The sequence below is a fragment of the Paraoerskovia marina genome (genome assembly GCF_900105445.1).
GTDB lineage: Bacteria > Actinomycetota > Actinomycetes > Actinomycetales > Cellulomonadaceae > Paraoerskovia > Paraoerskovia marina.
Genome location: NZ_LT629776.1, coordinates 430731 through 444839 on the forward strand (window position 1 = coordinate 430731; position 14109 = coordinate 444839).

12 protein-coding genes are annotated in these 14109 nt (G+C 70.7%); 9 read left to right on the forward strand and 3 right to left on the reverse strand.

Annotated features, from left to right (window positions below; translation table 11 throughout):
- The first annotated feature begins 23 nt into the window (after positions 1-23).
- The 3 genes from BLU20_RS13875 to BLU20_RS02080 all read left to right on the forward strand — a co-directional run bounded on the left by BLU20_RS13875 (position 24) and on the right by BLU20_RS02080 (position 2151).
- Complete coding sequence (locus BLU20_RS13875; protein ID WP_169738975.1) at positions 24-188, forward strand: hypothetical protein; 165 nt, start codon at positions 24-26, stop codon at positions 186-188.
- A gap of 162 nt (positions 189-350) precedes the next feature.
- Positions 351-1889 carry a DHA2 family efflux MFS transporter permease subunit gene (locus tag BLU20_RS02075; protein WP_083371407.1) on the forward strand — a complete coding sequence of 513 codons (1539 nt, stop codon included), beginning with the start codon at positions 351-353 and terminating at the stop codon, positions 1887-1889.
- A 25-nt stretch (positions 1890-1914) separates the two neighbouring features.
- Positions 1915-2151 carry a hypothetical protein gene (locus BLU20_RS02080; RefSeq protein ID WP_029253849.1) on the forward strand — a complete coding sequence of 79 codons (237 nt, stop codon included), beginning with the start codon at positions 1915-1917 and terminating at the stop codon, positions 2149-2151.
- A gap of 21 nt (positions 2152-2172) precedes the next feature.
- Here the strand turns inward: BLU20_RS02080 and BLU20_RS02085 are convergent, their stop codons facing one another.
- On the reverse strand, positions 2173-3669 hold the full coding sequence (locus BLU20_RS02085; RefSeq protein WP_269457214.1) for a CCA tRNA nucleotidyltransferase: 1497 nt from the start codon (positions 3667-3669) through the stop codon (positions 2173-2175).
- A 36-nt stretch (positions 3670-3705) separates the two neighbouring features.
- Between BLU20_RS02085 and BLU20_RS02090 the strand changes: the two genes are divergently transcribed.
- The 6 genes from BLU20_RS02090 to trxA all read left to right on the forward strand — a co-directional run bounded on the left by BLU20_RS02090 (position 3706) and on the right by trxA (position 11592).
- The gene (locus BLU20_RS02090) at positions 3706-4344 is read left to right on the forward strand and encodes an NUDIX domain-containing protein (RefSeq protein ID WP_081829817.1); all 639 of its coding nucleotides are present in this window, start codon (positions 3706-3708) and stop codon (positions 4342-4344) included.
- A complete protein-coding gene (locus BLU20_RS02095) occupies positions 4341-6326 on the forward strand; it encodes a DUF6049 family protein (RefSeq protein ID WP_157270243.1) in 1986 nt (661 codons plus the stop codon). Before BLU20_RS02090 ends, BLU20_RS02095 begins: the two co-directional genes overlap by 4 nt.
- Positions 6323-8245: a murein biosynthesis integral membrane protein MurJ gene (gene murJ, locus BLU20_RS02100; RefSeq protein ID WP_231959262.1), complete on the forward strand. Its 1923-nt coding sequence runs from the start codon at positions 6323-6325 to the stop codon at positions 8243-8245. The genes BLU20_RS02095 and murJ overlap by 4 nt, the downstream gene beginning before the upstream one ends.
- A 115-nt stretch (positions 8246-8360) precedes the next feature.
- Positions 8361-10145 carry a protein kinase family protein gene (locus BLU20_RS02105; RefSeq protein WP_157270245.1) on the forward strand — a complete coding sequence of 595 codons (1785 nt, stop codon included), beginning with the start codon at positions 8361-8363 and terminating at the stop codon, positions 10143-10145.
- Positions 10146-10237: 92 nt separating this feature from the next.
- Positions 10238-11269, forward strand: a complete 1032-nt coding sequence (trxB, locus tag BLU20_RS02110) for a thioredoxin-disulfide reductase (protein WP_083371411.1) — start codon at positions 10238-10240, stop codon at positions 11267-11269.
- A complete protein-coding gene (gene trxA / locus BLU20_RS02115) occupies positions 11266-11592 on the forward strand; it encodes a thioredoxin (protein ID WP_029253856.1) in 327 nt (108 codons plus the stop codon). Before trxB ends, trxA begins: the two co-directional genes overlap by 4 nt.
- A 111-nt stretch (positions 11593-11703) precedes the next feature.
- Here trxA and BLU20_RS02120 read toward each other — a convergent pair whose 3' ends face one another.
- Complete coding sequence (locus BLU20_RS02120; RefSeq protein WP_083371412.1) at positions 11704-13032, reverse strand: ParB/RepB/Spo0J family partition protein; 1329 nt, start codon at positions 13030-13032, stop codon at positions 11704-11706.
- Entirely contained in the window at positions 13029-14102 is a 1074-nt protein-coding gene (locus BLU20_RS02125; RefSeq protein ID WP_407946467.1) for a ParA family protein, read from the reverse strand. Before BLU20_RS02125 ends, BLU20_RS02120 begins: the two co-directional genes overlap by 4 nt.
- Positions 14103-14109 lie beyond the last annotated feature (7 nt).

A 14109-nucleotide genomic window follows, 5' to 3' on the forward strand; every position in this document is an offset into this window, starting at 1 on the left:
CACCGAACAGAAGGAGATTCACCATGTGCCGACCGGTCACCTGCAGGTCCTGCGGAAAGACGACCTGGGCGGGCTGCGGCCAGCACGTCGACGCCGTCATGGCCGACGTCCCCCGGGCCGACCGCTGCCCCGGCCACGAGGGCGAGCCCGCCGCGCCGAGCATGTTCTCCCGGCTCTTCAAGCGGTAGGACCACCCGGATAAGAGGTGGCCCACCGCCGGGAATGCGGAGACACTTGCTTCGGTTGACGTTGTGCAGCGAACACCGCCGCCGACGCACCCCCCGCCGACGACACCCGGAGCAACCCTCGTGACATCAGTCAGCCCCGCGCCCGCAACCTCGGGCGAACGCATGCCCCGGGAACACGTCATGGTGGTGGCGATCCTGCTGGTCTCCACCTTCGTGGCGATCCTCAACGAGACCACGGTCGGTGTCGCGCTCCCCGCGATCATGGACGAGTTCGGCGTGAGCGCGGCGACCGGCCAGTGGCTGCTCACCGCGTTCCTGCTCACGATGTCGATCATCATCCCCACCACCGGATGGATCCTCGGACGCCTGGGGACGCGCGGCGGCTACCTGCTCGCCATGGGCCTCTTCAGCGTCGGCACCCTCGCCGCAGCGTTCGCACCCAGCTTCGCCATCCTGCTCGCGGCCCGCGTCGTCCAGGCATCCGGGACCGCGATCCTCTTCCCCCTGCTCATGACGACGGTCATGACGCTCGTCCCGCCGATGACCCGAGGGCGCGTGATGGGCAACGTCTCGCTCGTCATCTCTGCCGCCCCGGCTCTCGGCCCCACGATGTCCGGCGCGGTCATCGGCGCGTTCGGCTGGCGCTGGGTCTTCGGGGTCATCCTCCCCATCGCCCTCGTCGCGTTCGCGCTCGGTGCCGTCTACGTGCGCAACACCGCCGAACGGACCCACAGCCCCCTCGACATCCTGTCCGTCCTCCTCGCCGTCGGCGCCTTCGGCGGGCTTGTCTACGGCATGTCCAGCCTGGGCGAGGGCGAGGCCATCGGGATCTTCCCCGCCTGGGTCCCCGTCGTCGTCGGGGCGCTGTTCCTCGCCGCGTTCATCGCACGCCAGATCCAGCTGCAGAAGGACGACCGCGCACTGCTGGACCTGCGGGTGTTCCGCTCCCGCGGCTTCAGCGTCGCGCTGGGCATCCTCGCGACCGGCATGATCGCGCTGTTCGGCGTGATCATCCTGCTCCCGCTGTTCCTGCAGGACGTCCTGGGTCTCGACCCGCTGCACACCGGCCTGACGATGCTGCCCGGCGCGCTCATCATGGGCCTGCTGTCCCCCACCGTCGGGCGGCTTTACGACAAGGTCGGGCCGCGCCCGCTGGTCGTTCCCGGGCTCGTGCTGGTCGCCGCGGGCCTGACGATGCTCGCGTTCGTCGACGCCGGCAGCAGCTCGTGGCGCGTCCTCGCCGCCCACGTCGTGATGAGCCTGGGCCTCGCGTTCGTCTTCACCCCCCTCTTCACGACGGCGCTCTCCTCCGTCCGTCCGTCGCTCGTCGCCCACGGGTCGGCCACGATCGGCACGGTGCAACAGCTGGCCGGGGCCGCCGGGACGGCGGTCTTCGTCGCGATCATGAGCGCCCGCTCCTCGACGCTCGTCGCCGAGGGGGTCGGCGAGACCGCTGCTCTTGCCGGCGGCGTCCGGGCCTCGTTCACCGTCGGGGCGGTCGTCGCCGTGGTCGCTCTCGTGGCGGCGGTCCTGCTCCGCCGGCCGGACGAGGACGCGAGCACCGAGGACCGCGAGGACGCGTCGGGGGCAGACGCCGACGACGCGGGACGGCCCGACGACACCAGTGCCGCGGGGCCCGCTGCGGCACCCAGGGCCTCCGTAGACGGCGACACGGGCGCGGACGAGCGCACGATAGCCTGACCGCCCACGTCGTCGGAAGGTTCACATGGCCCCGCACCTCACCTCGTCCCAGATGTTCTGGACGGGTCTCGCGCTCGTCGTCGGGACGCTCCTCGGGATCGTCTCGCTCAACGGCGCGCAGGACCTGCAGCCGGAGTCACAGTCCGAGCTCTGGATCTGGGCCGTCTCCGGCACGGTGCTGCAGATCCTCCAGATGCTGGGCATCGTGCTCGTCGGCGCGAGCCTCGTCACCCGCGTGATCGAGCACTACAACGGCGACTGAGCCTGCGCCCGGGCCGCGGGCCTACTCCGCGGCTCGCTCGGCCCACCAGGCGGTGAGGGCGGCGCGCGCCGCCTCCTCGCCGAGCGGGCCGTTCTCCATCCGCAGCTCCAGCAGGTACCGGTAGGCCTCGCCGACCTGAGGCCCGGGGCCGATCCCCAGGATCTCCATGATCTGCGACCCGTCGAGGTCCGGACGGACCGCGTCGAGGGCCTCCTTCTCCCGCAGCGCGGCGATCCGTGCCTCGAGGTCGTCGTAGGCCCGGGACAGACGCTCGGCCTTGCGCCGGTTGCGCGTGGTGCAGTCCGCGCGGGTGAGCCGGTGGAGGCGTTCGAGCAGCGGACCGGCGTCGGTGACGTAGCGGCGCACCGCGGAGTCCGTCCACTGCCCCTCCCCGTACCCGTGGAAGCGCAGGTGGAGCTCGACGAGGCGAGCGACGTCCTTGACGACCTGCTTCTCGTACTTCAGCGCCTTGAGACGCTTGGCCACCAGCTTGGCCCCGACCACCTCGTGGTGGTGGAAGCTGACGCCGCCACCGTCCTCGAACCGCCGCGTCCCGGGCTTGCCGATGTCGTGCAGCAGCGACGCGAGGCGGAGCACCAGGTCCGGCGCGGGGACGACGCCGTCCGGGCCGGTCTCCTGCGCGATCGCCTGGTCGAGCACGATCAACGAGTGCGCGTAGACGTCCTTGTGCCGGTGGTGCTCGTCGATCTCGAGCTGCAGCGCTGGCAGCTCCGGGAGGACGTGGTCGGCCAGGCCGGTGTCGACGAGGACCTCGAGCCCGAGGCGCGGGGCGCCGGCACAGAGCAGCTTCGACAGCTCGGTCTGCACACGCTCGGCCGAGACGATCGAGATCCGGCCCGCCATCGCGACGATCGCGGCCAGGGTGCCCTGTTCCACGTGAAACGAGAGCTGGGCGGCGAACCGGGCCGCACGCATCATGCGCAGCGGGTCGTCGTCGAACGACCGCTCCGGCGCGATCGGCGTGCGCAGCACCTTCGCGGCCAGGTCGGCGAGGCCGTCGTGCGGGTCGACGAAGGCCATCTCCGGCACGCGCACCGCCATCGCGTTGACGGTGAAGTCCCGCCGCGAGAGGTCGCCCTCGAGCGTGTCCCCGAACGCCACGACCGGCTTGCGCGACTCCGGGTCGTACTCGTCGCTGCGGTACGTCGTCACCTCGACGACGACCTCGTCGTCTCCCCCGCGGGCGAACCGCTTGGCGCCAATGGTGCCGAACTCCTTGCCGATGTCCCAGTGGGCGTCGCCCCAGGCGGCGAGGATCGGCTCGGTCTCGTCCGGCGAGGCCGAGGTCGCGAAGTCGAGGTCGTTGCTCGCCCGGCCGAGGAACGCGTCGCGGACGGGGCCGCCGACGAGCGAGAGCTCGTGCCCGGCGTCGCGGAACACCTCTCCGAGCTCCACCGCCACGGGCGCCATCTGCGTCAGGACGGCAAGCGCCCTCCGCTGCAGGTCGAGCTGCAGGCGTGGTTCGTCGGGGAGAGGGCGCGTGGTCGGAGTGGGCACAACAGCCAATCCTACCGACGTGGGTAAAGTTGCGGCATGTCTTCGGCTGCCCACTCCCCGGATCCTCGGGGAGCCCCTGCGCCACCTGGCGGCCACCGGATGCACATCGATCCCCACGAACGACGTCGCCGGGTGGCCCCACCGACCCCCCAACCCGTCGTCGACGAGGTCTCCGCCGGCGGCGTCGTCGTCGACCTCCGTCCCGACGGTCCGCACGTGGCCGTGATCGCGCGCCGCAACCGCGGGGGACGGCTCGAGTGGTGCCTGCCCAAGGGGCACCTCGAGGGCGAGGAGACCGCCGAGGAGGCCGCGGTCCGCGAGATCGCCGAGGAGACGGGCATCGACGGCGTCGTCCGACGCCCGCTCGGCACCATCGACTACTGGTTCGCCGGTGACCACCACCGCGTCCACAAGGTCGTCCACCACTTCCTGCTTGACGCCGTCGGCGGCTACCTGACCATCGAGAACGACCCCGACCACGAGGCCGAGGACGTCGCCTGGATCGCGATGCGCGACCTCCCGGACCGCCTCGCCTACCCGAACGAGCGGCGGCTCGTCGCCGCGGCGAGCGACATCCTGGCCGGTCTCGAGGTGCGGTACGTGCGCGGTACCGTGTCCCGAGCAACCCGAGCCCGGCCCCGCGACCCCGACGAGAACGGCACAGACGCCCCATGACTCACCCTCGCTCCGGCGCGTGGGCACGTGCCGTGGCAGTGCTGGCAGCCATCGGGGCGTTCAGCCTCGGAACGGTCCCCGCGGCGTCGGCCGACGACGCGACGTCGAACGCCACCGTCAGCATCGGTGAGGTCACCCCCGCGATCCTCGACTACGACACCGAGGTCACCGTCGTGGCCACCGTCACCAACACCGGGTCCGAGCCGATCACGGGCGCCACGGCGCGGCTCGGGATCGACCGGGAAGACGGCCACACCCGGTCGTGGGTCGAGACGTGGAGCACCGCCGACGACGACGGCCCGGTGGGGCTGGAGATCCTCACCGAGGAGATCGACGAGATCGAACCCGGCGAGGACGCCTCCGTGACGTTCGAGTTCACCCGCGCCCAGGCCGGGATCGGGTCCTGGACCGACTGGGGCGCCCACGGCATCGCGGTCGCGGTGAACACCGGGGACGGGGTCGTCGTGGACCGCACCTTCGTCGTCTGGTCCCCCGAGGGGTCCGACGACGTCGCCCCCGTCCAGGTCGGCCTCCTCGCCCCGGTCGTCGGTCCCCTCGTCAGCACCGACCCGACGACCGCCGAGCTCGCGCTGACCGACGCGGTCCGCCCGGACAGCAGGCTCGCGGACGTCGTCGCCGCGACCGAGGACCAGCCCATCGCGTGGGCCGTCGATCCCTGGCTGGTGCAGGAGGCGAACCTCGTCGAGACCGACGACGCCAAGGCCTGGGTGGCGGACGTCGTCGCGGGGGCGCAGGACCGCGACGTCTTCGCGCTGCCCGCCCTCGACCCGGACCCCGCCGCGCTGGCCCATGCGGGTGAGCGCGTGCCGCGGCTCGACGTCACGGGCCCCGGGTCCGAGTGGCGGACCGACCTGATCTGGCCCGCCCCGGCACCGGACCGGGAGACCGTCGCCGCCTCGGCCGACGCCGCCGACTTCGTCGTCGTCACCGGGGCCCTGGCTCCGTCGGCGTCGAGCGTGGCGACCCCCGACGCGACCACCCGCGTCGACGTCGACGGCAGCTCCGCGACCGCCGTCGTCGCGGACGAGTCCCTCTCCGACCTGATCACCCGGGCCACGAGCGGCGACGCCGAGGTCGGCGACGCCCGCCAGGTCATGGCCGAGACCGCGACCATCGCGGCGGAGCGTCCCTCGCAGACGACGACGGTCCTCGCCGCGTTCCCCCGCGACTGGACGCCCGACGCCGAGCTCACGGCCGACGCCCTCTCCGCCCTCGACGCGCTCCCCTGGGCAGGGGTCGTCGACCTCGACACCGTGCTCGAGACCACCCCGACACCCGGGTCCCGCACCCCGCTGCCGGCCTCCGTCGTCGCGGACGCGGAGCTCGACGTCGCCGACGTCGACCTGCTCGTGCGCGACCGCGCGTCGATCGCAGAGTTCTCCACCATCGTGGAGGACCCCGACGCGCTGCTCGCCGAGGTGGACCCCGCGCTCGTCGCGCCCACGGCGATCGCGGGACGCGACGAGCCCGAGGCCCGGGACTCCGACGTCGTGATCGCCCACGGGAGAGCCGCCGAGCTGCTCGACGCCGTGAGCATCGTCGAGTCCTCCGACTACAACCTCATCGCCGAGTCCGGGGACCTGCGCGTCAACGTCCAGAACGACCTCGGGCAGGACGCCACCGTCCAGGTGGTCCTCGAGCCGGACGACTCGGCGCTCCAGGCCGACACCGTGCCGCCCGCCGTCATCACCGCCGGCACCGTGACGCCGGTCCCGGTCCCGGTCACCGCCGTCGGCTCGGGCGACGTGAACGTCACCATCTCGATCCTCGCCCCCGACGGCTCGCGCGTCGCCGACTCCTCGACGTTCGAGGTCCGCGTCCGCGCCGACTGGGCGGGCGTCGGGCTCTGGGTGATCAGCATCATCCTCGGCGGGTTCCTCGTCGGGGGAATCTGGCGCACCGTCCGCAGGCACCGGCGGAACACCGCCACCGCGCGGTCGGAGCAAGGAGCCACGCCGTGAGACACGGACGCCGTCGCGGGACACCACGCCCGCCCGCACCGAAGACCATCCCGGCGACCGCTCCCCCCGGGACGCAGCCGACGTCGTCGGACCTCACCGAGGCCGACACCGCCGGCGGGGACGTGACGCCCGACGACGTCACTCCCGACGGCGTGGCACCCGACGGCGTGGCACCCCAGGAGGGCGCGACCGGGGGCGGCGAGACCGGAGGCGGCAGTTCGTCCCTCGGCCGCTCCAGCGCGGTCATGGCGGCCGGCACGGCGGTCTCCCGCGGGCTCGGCCTCGTCCGCAACATGCTCCTCGTCGGGGCCGTCGGGGCCACCGGCCTGGCCGCCGACGCGTTCGACGTCGCGAACAAGATCCCCAACATCTTCTTCGCCATCCTCGCCGGCGGCGTGCTGAACGCGGTCCTCGTCCCCCAGATCGTGCGCGCCTACACGCAGCGCAACCCCGAGGAACGGATCGGCAAGCTCCTCACGCTCGCGATGACGTTCATCCTCGCGATCACGGTTCTGCTGACCCTCGGGTCCAGCATCATCATCCCGCTCTACGCGGGCGACTCCTGGTCCGACCCGCAGCTCGCCCTGGCCATCACGTTCGGGTACTGGTGCATCCCGCAGCTGATGTTCTACGGGCTCTACACGCTGCTCGGCCAGGTCCTCAACGCCCGCCGCCAGTTCGGGCCGTTCATGTGGGCCCCCGTCGTCAACAACCTCGTCTCGATCGCCGGGTTCGCCGTCTTCATCGCGATCTACGGCCCAGCCGCCACCGGGCAGGTCGACGACCTCTCCGCGTGGGACGGCCCGAAGATCGCACTCCTCGCCGGCACCGCCACGGCCGGCATCGCGCTGCAGGCGCTCGTCCTCTTCGTCCCCCTCTACCGCGGCGGCTTCCGCTGGCGCGTGGCCTTCGGGTTCCGAGGCATCGGCCTGCGCAGCGCCGGGCAGGTCGCGGGATGGACCTTCGGGGCCGTGCTGCTGGAGCAGCTCGGTGTCCTGATGATCACCCGGATCGCCGCAGCGGCACCCGGCACAGCACTGAGCCAGGGGTTCGGACCGTTCGCGGACGCCGCGGGGAGCTCGGCACTGATCACCGGCGTCGTCGCCGCCTCCCCCGAGGCGTACGTCGTCGCCGGACCCGCCGCCTACTCCCAGGCCCTGATGATCTACCTTCTGCCCCACTCGCTCGTCACGGTGTCGATCGCCACCGCGCTGTTCACGGGGATGAGCGCGGCGGCGAACGCCCGCGACACCGCCGCCGTCCGCGCCGACCTCTCCCGCGGCCTGCGCGTGATCGCGGTCTTCACCATCTTCGCGACGGCGGTGCTGATCGTCCTCGCCCACCCCGTCACCAAGCTCCTGGTCCCCACGGGAAGTCCGGCGTCGATCGTCGCGATCAGCCAGGTGCTGGTCGCGATGTCGATCGGGCTCTTCCCGCTCGGCGGCATGGTGCTGATGAAGTGGGTCTACTACGCGTACGAGGACGGCCGATCCGTCTTCCTGATCCAGTTCCTCGGCACCGTCCTGCTGCTGGCCGCCGCCTACGGTGCGACGGCGGTGCTCGACGCTCGCTGGTGGGTGGTCGGGATCGCCGGTGCCATGTCCCTGTCCAACATCCTGGTGATCATCCTGCGCGCCGCAGGGCTCCGCAAGAGGCTCGACGGCCTCGACGGCGCCCGCGTCCTCCGGCTCCTGGTGCGCGTCCTCGTCGCCAGCCTCGTCGCCTCCGCGGCAGGCTGGCTGACCCTCCAGCCGTTCGGCGATCTGTACGGTCTGAGCTGGACCCGGGCGCTGCTCGTCGCCGGCTGCGCAGGGCTCGTGATGCTCGCCGTCTACCTGCTGCTGCTCCGGATCATGCACGTGCGCGAGCTCGACGACCTCGCCCGGCCTCTGATGGCCAAGATTCGGCCCGGGAGATAACGATCACCGCGTAGCATGGTGCTGGTCCTACCCACGATGTCGCTTCGGAGGTTCGGTGAGTTCCCTCGGTCCCGGTACAACCTTGGTCGGTCGCTACCGGCTCGGCGACCGGCAGGTGACAGATCTCGTCGACGTCGAGGCGTGGTCCGCGCACGACACGGTCCTCGACCGACAGGTCCGGATCTCCGTCGTCCGCGGCGACTCGGCGGGAGCGGCGCTCGACGCCGCCCGACGAGCCGCCCTGATCTCCGACTCCCGCCTCACCCGTGTGCTCGACGTCGGCGCCCAGGAGGGCGTCTCGTACGTCGTCACGGAGTCGTTCCGCGGCACGCCGCTGACCGAGGTCGTCGAGGCCGGGCAGCTCAGCGCCGACCAGGCCCGTGCCGTGGTCGGCGAGGCCGCCGCCGCGCTCGAGGCCGCGCGCCGTCGTGGTGTCCACCACCTCGCGCTGCGACCGTCCTGCGTCCGGATCGACGGCCGGGACGTCATCGTCACCGGTCTGGGGCTCGACGGCGGCGTGGCCGGCCGCCGACTCTCCGACGACGCGGCGTCCCGGGCGGACTCCGTCGGGCTCGTGGCCCTGCTCTACTACATCCTCACCACCCGCTGGGGTGGCGCCCCGCTGGACGACCTTCGACTCACCGCCGGCAACCCGGCCCCACTGTCCGCGACCCGGCGCGACGGGACTCCCGTGCCCCCGCCGGACGTCCCCGCCGACCTCGCGGCGCTCACGACGTCGACACTCGCCCTGGGGTCGCAGAGCGGGCCCCAGGTCCCCGGTGACGTCGTCGCAGACCTCGAGCCGTGGCCCGAGCTCGCTCCCCCGGCACCCCCGACCCCGATCGCATCGGAGCCCCCGCGAGGCGCTCCCGTCCGACAGTCGAGCCGAGGCCCGCGGATCCACCGCACCTCAGCGTTCGGCGCGGCCGGTGCAGGCGCTGCTGCCGGAGCGGCCGGGGCCGCGAACGCCGCCGGCGCCGTGGGCGCGCCCACCGGTCCGGTGCCCACGCAGCACGCACCCGTCCCGACGCGACCCCCGCAGCCCACGGCTCCCCAGACCGGTCCGCCGCCTCAGCAACCGGGCACAGGTCCGGCGCGCACGTCCGCCTTCGGTGCCTCCGCGGCGTCGACGACCCAGTTCGGTGCGCCCCCGGCTGCTCCGACCCAGACCTCCGCGGGCCAGCCCCTGGGTGCTGCCCCGGCCGGCGCGGGGGCCGGGACCGACGGTTCGTCGTCCACCGGCGGCCGGTTCGACCCGACATGGATCGTGATCGCGCTCGCGGCTCTGGCCGTCATCCTCGTGCTGGTCTGGTCGCTGAACAAGGTGTTCTCCCCCTTCGACTCGACCGTCGACGCCGCTCCCGACGTCTCGACGAGCGACGAGTCGGCGGCCCCGGAAGACACCGGCGAGGAGACCGAGGACGAGCCGACCGAGGAGCCGACCTCCGAGGCCCCGGTGGTCGTCCCCGAGATCGACGACGGCGACCAGCTGGACCCCCAGGGCGAGGAAGCCGGTGACACCGCGGGCGAGCACCCGGAGGCCGTCGAGCGTGCCCACGACGGCCAGCCCGAGACGTTCTGGTACACCCGCACGTACGGATCCCCCCAGTTCGGCGGGCTGAAGGACGGCGTCGGATACGCGGTGGAGCTCAAGGAGCCCGCCGAGGTCTCGACGGTCATCCTCGACACCAACAACACCGGTGGAAACGTCGAGATCCGTGCGACCGACAGTTCCGACCCCACGGGTGGCGATGTTCTCGCCTCCGGTTCACTCGACGGACAGACCGAGTTCAACTTCGACGCCACCGAGGTCGATACGTTTGTCCTGTGGTTCACCGAGCTGCCACAGGCGGCGGACGGCGGCAACCGGGTGGAGCTCAAGGAGATCATCGTTTCCTAGCGGACGACCGTGTCGCGCCGCTGCGGACGCCTGGAACATCGCCGCCCCTCGCGGTGTTCCCCTCGCAGGAGACCAGCGAAGAAGGAGAACACGTGAACCAGGAGTCAACCCCCGAGGTCCGAGACCTCGTCATCGTCGGATCGGGGCCCGCGGGGTACACCGCAGCGGTCTACGCCGCGCGCGCGGGCCTGGAGCCTGTCGTGCTCGCCGGCTCGGTCACCGCGGGTGGCGCGCTCATGAACACCACCGAGGTCGAGAACTTCCCCGGGTTCCCCGAGGGCGTACTCGGCCCGGACCTCATGGAGAACATGCGGAGCCAGGCGGACCGCTTCGGCGCGACGATCCTCTACGACGACGCCGAGACGCTCGAGCTCACCGGTGACGTCAAGACCGTCACGACCGCGAACGGCGAGACGTTCCGCAGCCGGGCCGTCATCCTGGCCACCGGGTCGGCGTACCGCGAGCTCGGGATCGACGACGAGAAGCGACTCTCCGGCCGCGGTGTCTCGTGGTGCGCGACCTGCGACGGGTTCTTCTTCCGCAACCAGCACATCGCCGTCGTCGGCGGTGGCGACTCGGCGATGGAGGAGGCGACCTTCCTCACCCGATTCGCCTCGAAGGTCACGATCATCCACCGCCGCGAAGAGCTCCGTGCCTCGAAGATCATGGCCGACCGCGCTCTCGCCGACCCGAAGATCGAGTTCGCGTGGAACAGCGCGGTCAGCGGCATCAACGGGACCGACAAGGTCGAGTCCCTCGAGCTGACGGACACCACCACCGGCGAGACCCGCACACTCGACGCCACCGGGCTGTTCGTCGCCATCGGCCACGACCCGCGCACGGAGCTCCTCACCGAGCAGGTGACGCTCGACGACGAGGGCTACATCGTCGTCGACCACCCCACCACCGCGACCAACCTTCCTGGTGTGTTCGCGTGCGGTGACGCGGTCGACCACATCTACCGCCAGGCCATCACGGCGGCAGGCACCGGTTGCTCTGCCGCCCTCGATGCTCAGACGTTCCTGACCGAGGCCGCAGACAAGGCCGGACTCGAGTCCCTGGCCGGCACCCCCGCCGAGCCGAACCCCGAGGGGCTCCCCGAAGCACTGGAGGAGATCAAGTGAGCGCCACCGTTCCCGTCACCGACGCGACCTTCAAGGAGACCGTCCTCGACTCCGACGTTCCCGTCATCGTGGACTTCTGGGCCGAGTGGTGCGGCCCGTGCCGTCAGGTGGCCCCCGTTCTCGAGGAGTTGGCGTCGGACTACGCGGGCAAGGTGACGATCGCCAAGCTCGACACCGACGCCAACCAGGCCACCGCTGCCGCCTACGGCATCACGTCGATCCCCACGCTCAACATCTACCGCGGCGGCGAGCTCGTGAAGTCGATCGTCGGTGCCCGCCCCAAGCGTGCGATCGCGCAGGAGATCGACGAGGTCCTCGCCTGATCGCCAGCTGAACCATCACCTCACACACGTCGAGGGGCCCCGCGGAGCGGGGCCCCTCGACGTGTATCTGCGGACATGTGTCTGTGCTGGTCAGCGGTCCGTCTGTGCTCGTCAGCCGTTCTCGCGGAAGACTCCCGGGTCCTGCGGAGCCATGACGTCGAGGATTCGGTTGAGGTCCTCGACCGAGGCGAACTCCACCGTGAGGCGGCCCTTGTTCTTTCCGAGGTTGACCTTCACGCGCGTCTCGAACCGGTCCGAGAGCCGCGACGAGAGATCCTCGATCGCCTGGATGCGCTGACCCGCTCTCGGGGCACGTTTCGGCTTGTCGTCGAGCCCACCGAGAGCGACGATCTCCTCCGTCGCACGGACAGAAAGGCCCTCCGCCACGATCCTCTGCGCAAGCTGTTCAGCAGCTGCCGGGTCGTCGAGGCTGAGCAACGCCCGCGCGTGGCCCGCCGAGAGCACTCCGGCAGCGACGCGTCGTTGGACCAGGGGTGGCAGCTTCAGGAGCCTCAGAGTGTTCGAGATCTGCGGTCGCGACCGGGAGATGCGTGAGGCGAGCTCCTCGTGGGTGCAGCCGAAGTCGTCGAGAAGCTGGCGATACGCCGCAGCTTCTTCGAGGGGATTCAGCGCTGCACGGTGGAGGTTCTCCAGGAGCGCGTCGCGCAGCATGTCGGCGTCGTCGGTCGACCGGATGATGGCAGGGATCGTGTCGAGGCCGGCGGCACGCGAAGCGCGCCACCGCCGCTCCCCCATGATGAGCTCGTAGCCATCTCCGTCGGCACGGACGACGATCGGCTGCAGGACACCGATCTGGCGGATCGATCCGATCAGCTCGTCGAGCTCACCCTCGTCGAACACCGTCCGGGGCTGGCGTGCGTTGGGGTGGATCGCATCGATGCCGAGCTCCGCGAACGTCGCACCGGGCACTGGAACAAGTCCGTCGTCCGACGGTGTTTCACGTGGAACATCAGCGGCTCGGGCTTCTCCAGCAGCGGACTCCTGACGGGCCGGCCCGGACTCGGCTCGGGCTTCGTCTGCCTGGTTCCGGCTGCTCATGGGAGCCGAGCTGTTCAGAGGGCTGTCTACACCCGTGACCACCGCTCCACTGGACGTTGAGCCGTCCTCGGCATCCGCGGGCGCCGAAGGGGTCGCGGAACCCCTCTGGTCGACACTCTCGTCGTGCTCCCCCGCGTCCTCACGGGCGTGGAGCGCATCCGCGTCGCCCGCAGCCGTGGCGTCGGTGCCACCGTCCGAGTTCGCGAGGCCCTCAAGCGCCTCCGGCACAGACACCGTGGCGACAGCGACGGTGGACTCTTCCGGTCCGTCCGCCGTCGGCGATGAACTGGGGAAGAAGACGTCGACCGGTCGCGCACCCTCGCTCGACGTCGGAATGAGTGCCCCGAGACCTCGCCCGAGACCTCGTCGTCGGTCGCTCATCGTGTCTCCCCTTGCTGCTCATTCGTTGCTGTCGTGGTCTGAGGCGCTGTGCCCCGAAGTGAAGGGTCACGTTCGGTGACCTCCCGTGCTGCTTCAAGATAGGCCAATGCCCCGGTCGAGCCAGGGTCGTAGGTCATCACGGTCTGCCCGTGGCTCGGAGCCTCGGAGATGCGCACGGAGCGTGGAACTGTCGTTCGCAGCGTCTGGTCAGGGAAGTGAGTCCGTACCTCCTGCGCCACCTGTTGCGCGAGGTTCGTGCGTCCGTCGTACATCGTGAGCAGAATCGTCGAGACGTGAAGCGTGGGGTTCAGATGTGCCTTGATCATGTCGATCGTCTTCAACAGCTGGCTGAGTCCCTCGAGCGCGTAGTACTCGCACTGGATCGGGATCAAGACCTCGCGCCCCGTCACGAAGGCGTTGACCGTAAGGAGGCCGAGGCTCGGAGGGCAGTCGACAAGCACGTAGTCGATACGCCCTTCGGGCGAGGACTCACGTTCCTGCAGGTAAACGTCGAGCGCACGCCGAAGTCGTGTTTCACGTGAAACGAGCGAGACGAGCTCGATCTCCGCTCCTGAGAGATCGATCGTCGCCGGCACACACCACAGCGTCGGAATGTCGGGGCACTGCTGGACCGACTCCGACATCGGAGCGCCTTCGACGAGAACCTCGTAGACCGACGGTGTCCCCGATCGATGTTCGACACCCAAAGCCGTCGACGCGTTCCCTTGCGGGTCGTTGTCGATGACGAGAACGTTGAGGCCGGCCATCGCCAGCCCCGCGGCGACATTGACGGTCGTCGTCGTCTTGCCGACGCCGCCCTTCTGGTTCGCGACTGTCATGATGCGCGTCTGAGGCGGTCGGGCGAACCGTCGCCCATGGAGTTCGATCCGTCGACGAGCATCCATGGCCAGTTGTGCTGCCAGGGGCGTGTCGTCATCCATGTGAGGAAGGCTCGCCATCAGTTCGGCCCGGCGCATCTCCTCGTTCGGCGTTTCACGTGAAACTGCTCCACCCGCACTGTCGGGCCTGTTGCGGTGTTCCGCCTCACTCACATGTGCCTCCGTCTCCACGTTCTAA

Excerpts from the sequence above, each read along its gene's own strand:
- BLU20_RS13875 (WP_169738975.1), top strand. The coding sequence starts at position 24 with ATGTGCCGACCGGTCACCTGCAGGTCCTGCGGAAAGACGACCTGGGCG.
- BLU20_RS02075 (WP_083371407.1), top strand. The coding sequence starts at position 351 with ATGCCCCGGGAACACGTCATGGTGGTGGCGATCCTGCTGGTCTCCACC.
- BLU20_RS02080 (WP_029253849.1), top strand. The coding sequence starts at position 1,915 with ATGGCCCCGCACCTCACCTCGTCCCAGATGTTCTGGACGGGTCTCGCG.
- BLU20_RS02090 (WP_081829817.1), top strand. The coding sequence starts at position 3,706 with ATGTCTTCGGCTGCCCACTCCCCGGATCCTCGGGGAGCCCCTGCGCCA.
- BLU20_RS02095 (WP_157270243.1), top strand. The coding sequence starts at position 4,341 with ATGACTCACCCTCGCTCCGGCGCGTGGGCACGTGCCGTGGCAGTGCTG.
- BLU20_RS02120 (WP_083371412.1), bottom strand. The coding sequence starts at position 13,032 with ATGAGCGACCGACGACGAGGTCTCGGGCGAGGTCTCGGGGCACTCATT.